Raw genomic sequence first — 13,961 nt, forward strand, 5'->3', positions numbered from 1 at the left:
TCGCCCGCCGTCCGGCTATCGCGCCGCACCGGTCTTGTCGAGGTGCAGGGCGAATTCAATGCAAGCCGCGCTGGGCCCCGTCCACTGGCCAAACCCGATCCAGCCGTGCCCCCTCAACGTGACCTCATCGCGGCGCAAAATGAATGGCTCGCCGCCGTCCATGCAGACATGGGTGCCGTTCGAGCTTCTGTCGATCAGCACATAGCGGCCGGCGCGGGGCTCGGCCATGGCCTGGAAGCGGGACGCCAGGGGGTCCGATACCACGATCGTCATGCCGGCGTCACGCCCGATGGTAACCGGCGCGGAGGCGGCGTTCACTTCGACCACAGTGTCCCGATAGCGCAACGTAAGCAGGGCGGCGTTCAGCAGCGGCTCTTTGAATCCCGCGACCAACGTCAGATCGGTAGCCGGCTGCCAGATCGCCTCGTACAACTCCACCGGCTGCGCCCTGCCGCGCACCTGGATCGGGTACAGGTAGCGCGTCATCTGGCGCAACGGCGCGGGCAGGTCCGCCACCGCATCCTTGCTGGTGATGATCTGTCCGCGCGCGGCAAGTCCGGCCAGTCGGGCCGCGAGATTCACGGCATCGCCGAATACATCGCCGGAGGCGTCGGACAGCACCGGGCCGTGGTGGAAACCGATATGGGACGACATGGCGAAGCCTGCCACCGGCGGCAATTCGGCGACCGCCCGCTGCATGTCCAATGCCGCCTGCAAGGCCTGCTCGGCGCACGGAAACAGCACCATGACCTCGTCGCCGATGGTCTTGACCAGCCTGCCTTGCGATGCCTCGGAACAGGATTTCATCGCACCCAGACAACGGCCGACCGCGGCAAGGGCGGCGGCGTTGCCCGCCCTTTCATAAAGCCGCGAACTGCCGCTGACATCCGCGAACAGTACCGACCCCTCCGATGCCTGGTGCAGCAGGTCCATGTGCATCCCGATCCGTACGGCCAGCCGACCCCGCCCTGTTGCCGGGGCCTGCTCCGCATGTAGGGAATTCTGGCACCCGGAATGCTGATGCTCAATATGAATCTGGATGCCGCGTGGCGCAGCGATGGCAGGGGATGCGCGAACGCGCGACGCAAGGCAAGGTTGGGGGCAACACCGGCAGTTCGCCCATGGCGCGCGATGCGCCTTGCTGGCCCGGAAAAAACAAAACCCCGGAAGACCGCGATCTTCCGGGGTTCGCCGCCATTGCTGGCGGAGACGGAGGGATTCGAACCCTCGATCCAGGTTTTGGCCCGGATGCTCCCTTAGCAGGGGAGTGCCTTCGACCTCTCGGCCACGTCTCCCAAACTTGCGTTGTGCGAGGGAGCCACACAACGAAGCGCGTATTCTAGCGGCGCCGTGCGTGGTGGTCAACAAAAAATCGATGACACAACACAAAAACCGCGCCGCCAGAAGTGTTCACGAACGGATTACGCCTGTTCCAGTTCGAAGGCCTTGTGCAGCGCGCGCACGGCCAGTTCCATGTACTTCTCGTCGATCAGCACCGAGATCTTGATTTCCGAGGTGGAGATCATCTGGATGTTGATGCCCTCTTCCGACAGCGTGCGGAACATCTTGCTGGCGATACCCACGTGCGAACGCATGCCCACGCCCACCACCGACACCTTCGACACCTTCGGGTCGCCCGACACGCTGCCGGCACCGATGTGCGACTTCACGCCATCGTTCAGGATGGCCAGCGCGCGCTGATACTCACCGCGCGGCACGGTGAAGGTGAAGTCGGTCTTGCCGTCGACGGACTGGTTCTGAATGATCATGTCGACGTCGATATTGGCGTCGGCGACCGGGCCCAGGATCTGGTAGGCGATGCCGGGCTTGTCGGGCACGCCCAGGACGGTGATCTTGGCTTCGTCGCGGGCAAAGGCGATGCCGGAGATGACAGCGGCTTCCATGGTGGAGTCTTCTTCCTCAAAAGTGATCAGCGTGCCCGAGTGCATTTCCTGCTCGAGCGGCATAAGCGGGTCGGTCAGCGACGACAGCACGCGGGTCTTCACGCGGTACTTGCCGGCGAACTCCACCGAGCGGATCTGCAGCACCTTGGAGCCGAGGCTGGCCATTTCCAGCATTTCCTCGAAGGTGATCTGGTCCAGGCGGCGGGCATCCTCGACCACGCGCGGATCGGTGGTGTAGACGCCGTCGACGTCGGTGTAGATCAGGCACTCGTCGGCCTCGATCGCGGCGGCGATGGCCACGGCCGAGGTGTCGGAGCCGCCGCGGCCCAGCGTGGTGATGTTGCCGTCGTCGTCGATGCCCTGGAAACCGGTGATCACGACCACGCGGCCTGCGTCGAGGTCGGCCAGGATGCGTTCGTCATCGATCGATTCGATGCGGGCCTTGGTATAGGACGAGTCGGTCTTCACCGGAACCTGCCAGCCGGTGTAGCTGACGGCGTCGATGTCCTCGCCATGCAGCGCAATCGCCAGCAGTGCCACGCTGGCCTGTTCGCCGGTGGAGGCGAGCATGTCCAGTTCACGCGGATTGGGCTGCGGCGAAATTTCCTTGGCAAGTCCGAGCAGGCGATTGGTCTCGCCCGACATGGCCGAAGGCACCACGACTACGCGGTGACCGGCGCGGTGCCACTTGGCCACGCGCTTGGCGACATTCTTGATGCGTTCCGTGGAACCCATCGAAGTGCCGCCGTATTTGTGAACGATGAGAGCCATCTTCTTGTCGACGCCAGCGATTATGCAAAGCCCTTGAAAATACACGAACCCGCCCGGTCAGGCAAGGCGCACGGAAGCTGCGCGCTGCACATCGATGTGATGCCGGCGGCTGGCGGCAGTCAGCGGCGGTGATGGGAGCGGCCGCGGACGCGTATCAACGCGGCGGCCCCGGCACAGCCGGCGCCTGCGCCGCCCATGCCACGCGCCACCGCGGTGCCGGCGCGGCGTCCGGCCAGCGGCGATGCATGCCCAGGCCGGCGGCCAGCACCAGCGTATCGCCGGCCCACAGCAGCGGCAGCCAGGCCCGGCGCCAGGCCGGGATGCCGGCTTCCTGGCAGGCCTGCTTGAGCGCACGGGCGGGCCCGCCGGGGCGCAGCACGATGCGCTCGCCGCCGCTGCGGGCGGCCAGGCGCAGCGGCTGCCGCAGCACGGCTTCGGGCACGCCGAAGGTGTCATCGCGGAAGAAATGCAGTTCGCCGCGCCAGGCGGGCACGACGATGCGGGCTTCGCCGCGCCAGTCCAGCGTCACGGGCGCCGGTGCCACCGCCGGCGGCGGCAGGCAGGCCAGCACGCGCTCGCGGAAGCGGCGCAGCACCAGGCCGTCATGCGCGATGGCCGGCTCGCCGCCGGCGTGCGCGACCAGTTGCTCGCGCATCGCCGCAAGGCGCGCGGTAGAGGGCGCGCGCACGCCGAGGTCGCGCAGCCAGTAGCGCAGCACCGCATCTGCCTGCCCTTCGGGCAACGCGCGCAGGCCGGCAAGGTCAAGCTCGGACAGCGTGTCGGCGTCGCGGCCGGCACGCACCAAGGTAGCCAGCGTGGTCGCGGCCAGTTGGTCGATCAGCGCGCCCGCCTGGGCAAGATGCGCGGCCGCCTGCACCACGTTGGCCGCCAGCGCCGGAAACGCCGCCTGCAGCGCCGGCAGTTGCGCGCGCAAGGCATTGCGCGCGTATCGATCGTCGGCATTGGACGGATCGTCGACCCATTGCAGCCCGTTGGCGGCGCAGTAAGCCTCGATGCCGGCGCGGGGCTCGTCCAGCCAGGGCCGCAGCAGCAGCACGCCGCTGTGCGCATCGAGCGGGCGCATGGCCGGCATGCCCGCCATGCCGGCCACGCCGGCGCCGCGGAACAGGCGCAGCAGCACGGTCTCGACCTGGTCGTCCTGGTGGTGCGCGAACAGCAGCAGGCGCGCGCCGCTGTCGGCGCACATTGCCGCCAGCGCGGCATAGCGCGCGCGGCGCGCGGCCGCTTCCACGCCCTCGCCCGCCGCCGGCAGCACCGACACGCGCCGCACGAAATAACCGACCTGCCACTGCGCGCACAGCGCGGCGCAGAAGCGGTCCCAGTCGTCGGCCTCGGCCTGCAGGCCGTGGTGGACGTGCAGCGCCACCACGCGGGCGCCCTCGCCCGCCTGGGCAGCCGCCACGCGCGCGGCATGCAGCAGCGCGACCGAGTCGCGCCCGCCCGACAGCGCCACCGCGACCGTCGCCGCAGCCGCCGTGGCGCCGCCAGAAACAACAAAGGCCGCACCGGCCTGGAGGGCCTGTGCGACCTTGTCGGTCAGCCGGGCGGACGGGTCAGTCCTGAACGCCGGTTTCCTTGAACTTGCCATAGGCCAGCAGGCGCTCGTAGCGGCGCGCCTGCAGCTCCTTCACGCTCATGCCCTGGAACTGGCGCAGCGACTCCGCCAGCGAGCGCTTGAGCATTGCCGCCATGCCCTTGTAGTCGCGGTGCGCGCCGCCCAGCGGCTCGCTCACGATCTTGTCGATCAGGCCCAGCGCCTTCAGCCGGTGCGCGGTCAGGCCCAGCGCCTCGGCGGCTTCGGGCGCCTTCTCGGCGGTCTTCCACAGGATCGAGGCGCAGCCTTCCGGCGAGATCACGGCGTAGGTGGCGAACTGCAGCATCTGCACCACGTCGCCGACGGCAATCGCCAGCGCGCCGCCCGAACCGCCCTCGCCGATGATGGTGGCGATCAGCGGCACCTTCAGGCCGGCCATCACATACAGGTTGTGGCCGATCGCCTCGGACTGCCCGCGCTCTTCGGCGTCGATGCCGGGGAATGCGCCCGGGGTGTCGACAAAGGTGAAGATCGGCAGGCCGAACTTGTCCGCCAGTTCCATCAGGCGCTTGGCCTTGCGGTAGCCCTCGGGCTTGGGCATGCCGAAATTGCGCAGGGCGCGTTCTTTGGTGTCGCGGCCCTTCTGGTGCCCGATCACCATGCACGACTGGCCATTGAAGCGCGCCAGGCCGCCGATGATCGACAGGTCGTCGGCAAAGGTGCGGTCGCCGTGCAGTTCGTGGAAATCGGTAAAGATCTCGCGCACGTAGTCCAGCGTATAGGGACGCTGGGGATGGCGGGCGATTTGCGCAACCTGCCACGGGGTCAGGTTGGCGTAGATGTCCTTGGTCAGCTGCTGGCTCTTGCCGGCCAGCCGCGAAATCTCTTCGGAAATATCGACAGCCGAATCGTCCTGCACAAAGCGCAGTTCTTCGATCTTTGCCTCGAGTTCGGCAATGGGCTGCTCAAAATCCAGGAAGGTGGTTTTCATAAAATCACACGTACCTGTCTGTGAAGGGGCGCATTCTACCGGAATTTGGCCGCTATCTTAGCGCCTCCCGTATGGCGCGGAATGCACCCGCGTTTAAATTCTGTGGTTGTGATGCTTAATACGTCACAGGCAACGGATCGAGACTGCGCCACATATACCACGTGGCCACGGTGCGCCAGGGCTCCCAGTTGGCCGCCACCTCGCGCGCCTCGCTGCGCGTGACCGGTTCGCCGCTGAAGTAATTGGCGGAGATGGCGTTGATCAGACCGACGTCGTCGAGCGGCAGCACGTTGGGCCGCATCAGGTTGAACATCAGGAACATCTCGGCGGTCCAGCGGCCGATACCGCGGATCTGCGTCAGCTCGGCGATGACAGCCTCATCATCCATCTGCGCCCACTGCGCAACGTGCACGGTGCCAGCCTTGAAGTGCTCGGCCAGGTCGATCAGGTATTCCGCCTTGCGCTTGGACACGCCGCAGCCTGCCAGTTTTTCCGGGCCGGCGCGCAGGAACTGCGCTGGCGCCAGCCTGGGACAGACCGCGTGCAGCCGCTCCCACACCGACTGCGCGGCCTTGACCGAGATCTGCTGGCCCACCACTGCGCGCGCCAGCGTGACGAACGGGTCGCCGCGCGACACCAGGTGCGCAGGGCCGTAGGTCGGGATCATCTTGCGCAGGATACGGTCGCGCTTCATCAGGTCGGCGCACGCCTCATCCCAGTAGGCGGGGCGCACCGCGTCGACCACGGTCTCGACCGGCACTGGCACCGCTTGCGCCTCGGGCAGCACGGCCTTGGCGTTGCGCGCGGTCTTTGCCGCAAGCCGGGTGGCATCCTTGCTGGTGTCCTTGCCGTCCGGCAGCGGCGCCTCTTTGGCGCCGGCCTTGCCCGGCCGCGGGCCGGCCGTCTTCGCCCGACCGGCGGTGGCGGGCGGCGTGGCGGTGGCGGGCTTGCGCGCGGCAGCGTTCAAGCACGCCTCCACTCGGTGGCACCGCCCGGCTTGTCTTCCAGCACGATGCCCGCTTCCAGCAGTTGCGCGCGGATGCGGTCTGCCTCGGCGAAATCGCGCCCGGCCTTGGCGCTCTTGCGCGCCGCGATCAGCTTCTCGATCTCATCAGGCGTCGGGCCGTGGTCGGGCGTGCCGCCCTGCAGGAAGGTATGCGGATCGCGCTCGAGCAGGCCCAGCGTGCCGGCCAGCCCTTTGAGCTGGCGCGCGGCCGAGGTCGAGCCGGTGCGGTTGATTTCGCTGGCAAGGTCAAACAGCACCGACATCGCGATCGGCGTGTTGAAGTCGTCGCCCATGGCCTCGGCAAAGCGCTTCGCGTGGGGCTCATCCCAGTCCACCGCGCAGCCGCCCGGCTGGCTGTCCTTGAGCGCGGTGTACAGGCGCGTCAGGGCGTGGCGGGCATCGTCCAGGTGCGCGTCGCTGTAGTTCAGCGGGCTGCGGTAGTGCGCGCGCAGGATGAAGAAGCGCACGACCTCGGCGTCGTACGCCTTCAGGACTTCGCGGATGGTGAAAAAATTGCCAAGCGACTTGGACATTTTCTCGTCGTTGATGCGCACGAAGCCGTTGTGCATCCACAGGTTGACGAAGGGCTTGCCGCTGGCGCCTTCGGACTGCGCGATCTCGTTCTCGTGGTGCGGGAACTGCAGGTCCGCCCCGCCCCCGTGGATGTCGAAATGCTCGCCCAGCAGCGCGCAGCTCATCGCGGAGCATTCAATGTGCCAGCCGGGGCGGCCGGCGCCCCATTTGGAGTCCCACTTGCTCTCGGGCGGTTCGCTGGCCTTGGCGGATTTCCACAGCACGAAATCGAGCGGGTCCTGCTTGGCGTCGTTGGCACTGACGCGCTCGCCGGCGCGCAGGTCTTCCAGCGACTTGCCCGACAGCTTGCCGTAGCCGCCAAACTTGCGCACCGAATAATTCACGTCGCCGTCGCTGGCCTGGTAGGCCAGGCCCCTGGCCTCGAGCTTGCCGATCATGTCGAGCATCTGCGGCACGTAGTCGGTGGCGCGCGGCTCGTGGTCGGGACGGATCACGCCCAGCGCCGCGGCATCCTCGTGCATGTACTGGATGAAACGTGTGGTCAGCTCGCCGATGGTCTCGCCGTTCTCGACCGCGCGGCGGATGATCTTGTCGTCGATATCGGTGATGTTCTGCACATAGGTCACCTCGTAGCCGGCGGCGCGCAGCCACCGGTGCACCATGTCGAACACCACCATCACGCGCGCGTGGCCGACGTGACAGTAGTCGTACACGGTCATGCCGCACACATACATGCGGACCTTGCCGGGTTCGATTGGCACGAATGGCTGCTTCTCACGCGCGAGCGTGTTGTAGATGTTCAAAGGCTGCATGAAACGAAGTGAGTGATGAGAGGAGTCTGCCGGGTTCGCCGGCAGGCAGCGCGGGCCGTGCCGCCGGCGCGAACGCCACTGGCGCAATGCTGTCGCGCCCCATATCTTACCGGAAGGCGCCGCGCGAGTCGGGCCCGCGGGCCAGCCGGCTTGCGCGCGCGCAGCCCCGCCTGCAGGCCACGCATCGAGACCGCCGCGGCATCGCCTTCGTGCCGCACTTGCCGCTTTGCTAGAATGCCGCGGAGTATAACGGACCCGTCCTCAATGAGCCTGCCGCTGCCCTCCCCGTTTTTCGCCGTCTCCGCTGCGCGCGTGCGCCGGCGCCGACCTCGCACCGTACTGCCGCTGCTGGCCCTGGCCGCGGCGCTGGCAGGCCCCGCGTCCGCGCAGAACGGCCCGCTGTCGCTGGCAGTGCCGACCTCGCCGGTGGGCGGCGTCCAGTCGACCGACCCGGGCATGGGCGAAGCCCAGCAGGCCGCCAACGCGCGCCGCTATGAGGACGCCATCAAGGGCTTTGACCGCGTGCTGGCCACCAATCCGCGCAATGCCCAGGCCCGCTTCCAGCGCGCCTGGGCGCTGGCCCAGGCCGGCCGCGAGGATGACGCGATCCAGGCCTTTGCCGAGATGGCGCAGGACTTTCCCGAGCTGCCCGAGCCGCACAACAACCTGGCGCTGCTCTATGCCAAGCGCGGCGACCTGAAGCGCGCGGAGGCCGAATTGCTGCTCGCCACCCAGGTCAAGCCCGCCTTTGCCGTGGGCTACACCAATCTGGGCGACGTCTACCGCCGCCTGGCCGAGCAGGCCTACACCGAAGCGCTGCGCCGCAATCCAGGCGATGCCCGCGCCAGTGCCGGACTGCGCCAGCTGGCCCCGGCGTCCACAGTGGCAGTGCCACCGAAGCCGGCACCGGCGGCCACAGGCCGCAAGGCGGGGCCGGCCGGGCGCCAGTCTCCTGCCAGCGCCCCTGCGGCGAACTGACAACCTGCATCCGCATGGCCCGGCGCCTACGCCGGGCCGTGTCCATCCCGACTTACCGGAGTTCCATTCATGATCCGTTCCCGTCGCATCCTCCTGGCCGGCCTGACCGCCGGCGCCCTGGCGTTGACCTCGTTCAGCGCGCTGGCGCAGCAGAAGGCCGCCGAGCGCGTCCAGTTCGTCACCAGCGCCGGCAAGTTCACGGTCGAGCTCTATCCCGACGCCGCGCCCAAGACCGTCGCGAACTTCCTGGAATATGTGAAGAGCGGCTTCTACAGTGGCACCATCTTCCACCGTGTGATCAACGGCTTCATGGTGCAGGGCGGCGGCTTTGACCGCGACATGAAGGAAAAGCCGACGCGCGCGCCGATCCCGCTGGAAGCCCGCAACGGCCTGAAGAACAAGGCCGGCACGGTGGCCATGGCGCGCACCAGCAACCCGGATTCGGCCACCGCGCAGTTCTTCGTCAATGTGGTGGATAATCCGAATCTCGACTATCCGCAGCCGGACGGCAATGGCTATGCCGTCTTCGGCAAGGTGGTGGAAGGCATGGACACGATCGACAAGATCAAGACCGTGCCGACCACGGCCTACGGGCCCATGCGCAATGTGCCGGCCGCGCCGATCGTGATCGAGTCGGCCACCGTCGTCAAATAATTACCGAACAGAGGAAACCGCCATGTCCAAGGTACAGCTCCAGACCAACAAGGGTGTGATCACCCTGGAACTCGACGCCGAGAAGGCCCCGAAATCGGTGGAGAACTTCCTGTCGTATGTCCGCAAGGGTCATTACGACAACACCATCTTCCACCGCGTGATCAAGAACTTCATGATCCAGGGCGGCGGCTTCGAGCCCGGCATGAAGCAGAAAGACACCGATGCCCCGATCGAAAACGAAGCCGGCAACGGCCTGAAGAATGACCGCTACACCGTGGCGATGGCGCGCACCAATGCGCCGCACTCGGCCACCGCGCAGTTCTTCATCAACGTGGTCGACAACGACTTCCTCAACTTCTCGTCGCCCACCCCGCAGGGCTTCGGCTATGCCGTGTTCGGCAAGGTGGTCGACGGCACCGACGTGGTCGAGCAGATCAAGGGCGTGCGCACCGGCAGTTCGGGCTTCCACCAGGACGTGCCGCTGGAAGACGTGGTGATCGAGAAGGCCGTCGTCGTCGAGTAAGCCATGCCTGCCGATTGCGGTGCCGTGCGCGCCCGCGTGCCGGCCTTTTTCTCCCGACACCACGCATGACCGCAATCTCCCACACGCCGGTGGCCGGTCCCCTCGAGGTACAGGCGCCGGCGTGGTTCATTTCAGACCTGCATCTCACGCCCGGCATGCCGCGCACGCTGGCGGCCTTCGAGCGCACCCTCGAACGCGCCGCCGCGCACGCGCGCACGCTGTTCATCCTGGGCGACTTCTTTGAATTCTGGGTCGGCGACGAAGAAACCGATGCGCCGTTCGCGCAACGCGTGGCGCTCGCACTGCGCGCACTGGCCGCGCGCGGCGTGGCGGTGTACCTGATGCACGGCAATCGCGACTTCCTGCTGGGCCGGCGCTTTGCCGGCGCCGCCGGCGCCACGCTGCTGCCCGACCCCACCGTCATCGATTGCGCCGGCCAGCGCGTCGTGCTGAGCCACGGCGACATGCTGTGCATCGACGACGAACGCTACAACCGGTTTCGGCGCTGGACCCGCAAGCGCTGGGTGCAGCGCGTGTTCCTGGCGCTGCCGCTGCGGGCACGCCTGGCGGTAGCCCGCAAGTTGCGCGCGGACAGCGAAGGCAACCGTGCCAGGCAGCGCAGTGCGGGCGCGGCGGTACCGGTGATCTATGGTGATGTGGCGCCCGCGGCGGCGGCAGAGTTGCTCGGCGCCGCCGGCGCTTCGCTGCTGGTCCATGGCCATACCCATCGCCCCGCCCGTCATGAAGACGCCGCGGGGGTGCGCTGGGTGCTGACCGACTGGGACCTGGATGGCGCCCATCCGCGCGCCGCGGTGCTGCAACTGGATCACGACGGCTTCCGGCTGCTGCCGCAGACGGACTGAGCCGGCGCTGCCGCCGCGCTGCGCCCCGTCCTTACTTCATCAGCTTGCGCAGCTCGCTCGCATCGAACGGGTCGTTCGGCGTGTTCTCCAGGTGTTCGCCAAGCCGGTCGAGCGCGGCCAGCACGGCCTCGATGCGGTCATGCTGGAGCGCGGCATTGTCGATCAGGCCCTTGAGCGCCAGCGATACCGGGTCATCCGCGTTCGGCGTAATGCCGTAGGCGGAGAACTCCTGCCGGGCGCCCTGCTGCACTGACGGCGCGTCCGGCAGGATGATGCGGGCCGGAATGCCGACGGCGGTCGCGCCCGGCGGCACCGGCTTGAGCACCACCGCGTTGGAGCCCACGCGCGCGCCGTCGCCCACCTCGAATCCGCCCAGCACCTTGGCGCCCGCGCTGACCACCACGCCGACGCCCAGGGTCGGATGCCGCTTCTGGCCCTTGTACAGCGACGTGCCGCCCAGCGTCACGCCCTGGTAGATGGTGCAGTCGTCGCCGATCTGTGCGGTCTCGCCGATCACCACGCCCATGCCGTGGTCGATGAACACGCGCCGGCCCAACGTTGCCGCCGGATGGATCTCGATGCCGGTGAAAAAGCGCGACCAGTGCGAAATCCAGCGGCCCAGCCAGTGCACGCCCGCGCGCCAGCACGCGTGCGCCAGCCGGTGCAACAGCACCGCATGCAAGCCCGGATAACAGGTCAGGACTTCCAGGCGGCTGCGCGCGGCGGGATCGCGCAGCATGATCGTGTCGATATCTTCCTTCAGGCGAGAGAACATCTTGGTCGTGTCGTGGTGCCGCGCCGTGCGCCGCGCCACGCGGGCCAGGGCCCGGGGCAGGGTCGCCGGCGAGGTCGGGGGCCGGTGAAGACAGGATCAGGAGTGTAAGTGATTTACCGGCCCGCCTTGCGGCGCCGGCATTTGGCCCCTGATCCGCCAGGGACATTGCTTCGATGCCCCGATCAACATCGACCAGGCATGCGCCAACCCGCGGCGACAGGGCCCCCGGCCGCGCCGCATCGGCATGCGCCAGCCTGGTCCCACATCGCATCAGTACGGGTTGCTGCCACAGTCCTTTGCTCCTGTCACCGGTCCGCTTGCGGACCAGGCTGGTTCCGCGCGGCAACCAGCATGTGCTTGGCGATGCCGCGCAGGATGTTCACTTCCTCGCGCTCCAGGCCGCTGCGTGCCAGCAGCCGGCGCAGCCGGGTCATCAGCTTGCGCGGATTGGACGGATCGAGAAAACCGATCGCCTCCAGCCCGCTCTGCAAGTGCCCGAACATGGCCTCGACCTGTTCGGCCGTGGCCGGCTCGCCAGCATAGCCGATATTGGCGCCCTCGTCCGGGGCTGCCTCCAGCAGCGCCAGGCGCATCTCATAGGCGACCAATTGCACCGCCTGCGCCAGATTCAGCGAGGCATAGGCGGGATTGGCGGGGATATGGGTCACGGCATTGCAGCGCTCGACCACCTCGTTGGGCAGGCCATAGCGCTCGTTGCCGAACACGAAGGCAACGCCGCCGCTGCCCGAGAGCGTCTGGCGCGCACGTGCGGCAGCGGCGCGCGGCAACAGCCGCGGCGGACCGAACTCGCGCTGGCGCGCGGTCATGGCCACGGTCAGCGCAGCACCGGCCAGGGCTGTGTCGACCTGGTCGACGATCACGGCCGCGGCCAGCACGTCGTCGGCGCCGCTGGCCATGGCCACGGCGTCCGGATGCCGCAGCACCTCGGGTTCGCGCGGCGACACCAGCACCAGGCTGCCGAAGCCCATGGTCTTGATGGCCCGTGCCACCGAGCCCACGTTGCCGGGATGGCTGGTTTCCACCAGCACGAAGCGCACGCGGTCGAAGACATCACCGTTGGTGGAAGGGATGGCGGGCTGGCTCGTATCCATGGCCGGGTTCATATACAATTCGGGGTTCTTCTTTGGCGCGGCGCCAGGTTTTTTCATGGCCGCGAGACGTTCACGGCACAATTGCAGGACGTTTTGCCGCAGAACTGCTCAGCCCCGGCGACGCCCCACGTTCTTCTACAATCCGTTGTGTTGTCAGCTGCCCATGAGCGGGCGTGCGGCGCTTTGGCGCCCCGCCGCGCGGTCGTGGCCGGCCTGGAGAGATTCATGCATCCGATGCTCAATATCGCCATCAAGGCGGCCCGCAAGGCGGGATCCATCATCAACCGCGCGTCGCTCGACGTCGATCTGGTGCGCGTCTCGCGCAAGCAACACAACGATTTCGTCACCGAGGTGGACCGCGCCGCCGAAGCCGCGATCATCGAGATCCTGCGCACGGCCTACCCGGAACACGGCATTCTAGCGGAAGAGTCCGGCCAGTCCTGGGCCGAGGACGAAGCCGGCCACGAATACACCTGGGTCATCGACCCGCTCGACGGCACCACAAACTTCATCCACGGCTTCCCGCAATACGCGGTCTCGATCGCCCAACTGCACCGCGGCACGCCCGTGCAGGCGGTGGTCTACGACCCGACCCGCGACGAACTGTTCACCGCCACCAAGGGCGCCGGCGCCTTCCTGAACAACCGGCGCATCCGCGTCACCCGCCGCGACAAGCTGGCCGACTGCCTGATCGGCACGGGCTTCCCGTTCCGCGACCTGGAGGGCGTGGAAGAGTACCTCGAGATCTTCTCGCTGATGACGCGCAGCTGCGCCGGCCTGCGCCGCCCGGGCGCCGCGGCGCTGGACCTGGCCTACGTGGCCTGCGGCCGCCTCGACGGCTTCTTCGAGCGCGGCCTGCAGCCGTGGGACATGGCCGCCGGCATGCTGCTGATCACCGAATCGGGCGGCCTGGTCGGCAACTACGCCGGCGAGCCGCGCCAGATGGAACAAGGCGAAGTGCTGGCCGGCAATCCGAAGGCGTTCGCCCAGATGGTGCGCCTGCTGTCGCCGTACTCGCTGGACAACGCCAAGCCCAGCGCCGCCTGACTCTGGCTCATGGCCTGACCGGCCACGCAAGCACGCCCGCCTTCGGCGGGCGTTTGTTTTTTTTCCCGGGGCCGTACGCCAGTGCGTCCCGCCTTGCGGCCTCGTCTTATTCCCCGGCGAGCCATGATCCTGGTCAAGGCCGCGCCGACCTGCGCTCACCAGAATGAATCCGTGCGCCACGCCATGTGCGCGCGGATCCAGCAACAGGAGAGCCAGCATGTTTCCCGAGTACCGCGACCAGATCACCGCCCTGAAGACGCAGGACGCCCGCTTTGCGCGGCTGTTCCACCGCCACAATTCGCTCGACCAGGAAATCCACAATATGGAGGCCGGCCTGGTGCCGGCTTCCACCTTCGAGATCGAGCGGCTGAAAAAGGAAAAGCTGCTGCTCAAGGACCAGCTCTACCAGATCCTGCGCCGCACCCCCGCCTGACGG

The 13,961-nt window shown here is 67.6% G+C and carries 14 protein-coding genes and 1 tRNA gene; 6 read left to right on the forward strand and 9 right to left on the reverse strand.

All coding sequences use genetic code 11. The features are described 5' to 3' along the window. Positions 1-15: 15 nt before the first annotated feature. The 7 genes from E5S69_RS25775 to cysS all read right to left on the reverse strand — a co-directional run bounded on the left by E5S69_RS25775 (position 16) and on the right by cysS (position 7,573). Positions 16-939, reverse strand: a complete 924-nt coding sequence (locus tag E5S69_RS25775; RefSeq protein WP_171517293.1) for an adenylate/guanylate cyclase domain-containing protein — start codon at positions 937-939, stop codon at positions 16-18. A 262-nt stretch (positions 940-1,201) separates the two neighbouring features. After that, a tRNA-Ser gene (locus tag E5S69_RS25780) sits at positions 1,202-1,295 on the reverse strand. Positions 1,296-1,421: 126 nt separating this feature from the next. Further along, positions 1,422-2,675, reverse strand: a complete 1,254-nt coding sequence (locus E5S69_RS25785) for an aspartate kinase (protein ID WP_171517294.1) — start codon at positions 2,673-2,675, stop codon at positions 1,422-1,424. Between the two features lie 154 nt (positions 2,676-2,829). Next, positions 2,830-4,284, reverse strand: coding sequence for a tRNA lysidine(34) synthetase TilS (tilS, locus tag E5S69_RS25790; RefSeq protein WP_216621444.1), 1,455 nt, complete (start codon positions 4,282-4,284; stop codon positions 2,830-2,832). After that, positions 4,250-5,221, reverse strand: coding sequence for an acetyl-CoA carboxylase carboxyltransferase subunit alpha (locus E5S69_RS25795; RefSeq protein WP_171517295.1), 972 nt, complete (start codon positions 5,219-5,221; stop codon positions 4,250-4,252). Before E5S69_RS25795 ends, tilS begins: the two co-directional genes overlap by 35 nt. A 115-nt stretch (positions 5,222-5,336) precedes the next feature. Further along, positions 5,337-6,188, reverse strand: a complete 852-nt coding sequence (locus E5S69_RS25800) for a DNA-3-methyladenine glycosylase family protein (protein ID WP_171517296.1) — start codon at positions 6,186-6,188, stop codon at positions 5,337-5,339. Continuing rightward, positions 6,185-7,573, reverse strand: coding sequence for a cysteine--tRNA ligase (gene cysS, locus E5S69_RS25805; protein WP_171517297.1), 1,389 nt, complete (start codon positions 7,571-7,573; stop codon positions 6,185-6,187). The genes E5S69_RS25800 and cysS overlap by 4 nt, the downstream gene beginning before the upstream one ends. A gap of 264 nt (positions 7,574-7,837) precedes the next feature. Between cysS and E5S69_RS25810 the strand changes: the two genes are divergently transcribed. The 4 genes from E5S69_RS25810 to E5S69_RS25825 all read left to right on the forward strand — a co-directional run bounded on the left by E5S69_RS25810 (position 7,838) and on the right by E5S69_RS25825 (position 10,591). Further along, positions 7,838-8,551 carry a tetratricopeptide repeat protein gene (locus E5S69_RS25810; RefSeq protein WP_171517298.1) on the forward strand — a complete coding sequence of 238 codons (714 nt, stop codon included), beginning with the start codon at positions 7,838-7,840 and terminating at the stop codon, positions 8,549-8,551. A gap of 69 nt (positions 8,552-8,620) precedes the next feature. Next, entirely contained in the window at positions 8,621-9,205 is a 585-nt protein-coding gene (locus E5S69_RS25815) for a peptidylprolyl isomerase (RefSeq protein ID WP_171517299.1), read from the forward strand. Between the two features lie 22 nt (positions 9,206-9,227). After that, on the forward strand, positions 9,228-9,728 hold the full coding sequence (locus E5S69_RS25820; RefSeq protein WP_171517300.1) for a peptidylprolyl isomerase: 501 nt from the start codon (positions 9,228-9,230) through the stop codon (positions 9,726-9,728). A gap of 65 nt (positions 9,729-9,793) precedes the next feature. Then, on the forward strand, positions 9,794-10,591 hold the full coding sequence (locus E5S69_RS25825) for a UDP-2,3-diacylglucosamine diphosphatase (RefSeq protein ID WP_171517301.1): 798 nt from the start codon (positions 9,794-9,796) through the stop codon (positions 10,589-10,591). Positions 10,592-10,622: 31 nt separating this feature from the next. On the opposite strand, the gene cysE is transcribed toward E5S69_RS25825, so the two are convergent. Both cysE and E5S69_RS25835 read right to left on the reverse strand, forming a co-directional pair. After that, on the reverse strand, positions 10,623-11,366 hold the full coding sequence (gene cysE / locus E5S69_RS25830; protein WP_171517302.1) for a serine O-acetyltransferase: 744 nt from the start codon (positions 11,364-11,366) through the stop codon (positions 10,623-10,625). Between the two features lie 305 nt (positions 11,367-11,671). Beyond that, positions 11,672-12,490: an RNA methyltransferase gene (locus tag E5S69_RS25835; RefSeq protein WP_423766667.1), complete on the reverse strand. Its 819-nt coding sequence runs from the start codon at positions 12,488-12,490 to the stop codon at positions 11,672-11,674. 213 nt (positions 12,491-12,703) lie between these two features. On the opposite strand from E5S69_RS25835, the gene E5S69_RS25840 reads away from it, so the two are divergent. Further along, the gene (locus E5S69_RS25840; protein WP_171517304.1) at positions 12,704-13,525 is read left to right on the forward strand and encodes an inositol monophosphatase family protein; all 822 of its coding nucleotides are present in this window, start codon (positions 12,704-12,706) and stop codon (positions 13,523-13,525) included. Positions 13,526-13,742: 217 nt separating this feature from the next. After that, a complete protein-coding gene (locus E5S69_RS25845; RefSeq protein WP_171517305.1) occupies positions 13,743-13,958 on the forward strand; it encodes a YdcH family protein in 216 nt (71 codons plus the stop codon). The last annotated feature ends 3 nt before the right edge of the window (positions 13,959-13,961 follow it).

Source organism: Cupriavidus necator, from assembly GCF_013141915.1.
Classification (GTDB): Bacteria; Pseudomonadota; Gammaproteobacteria; order Burkholderiales; family Burkholderiaceae; genus Cupriavidus; species Cupriavidus necator_B.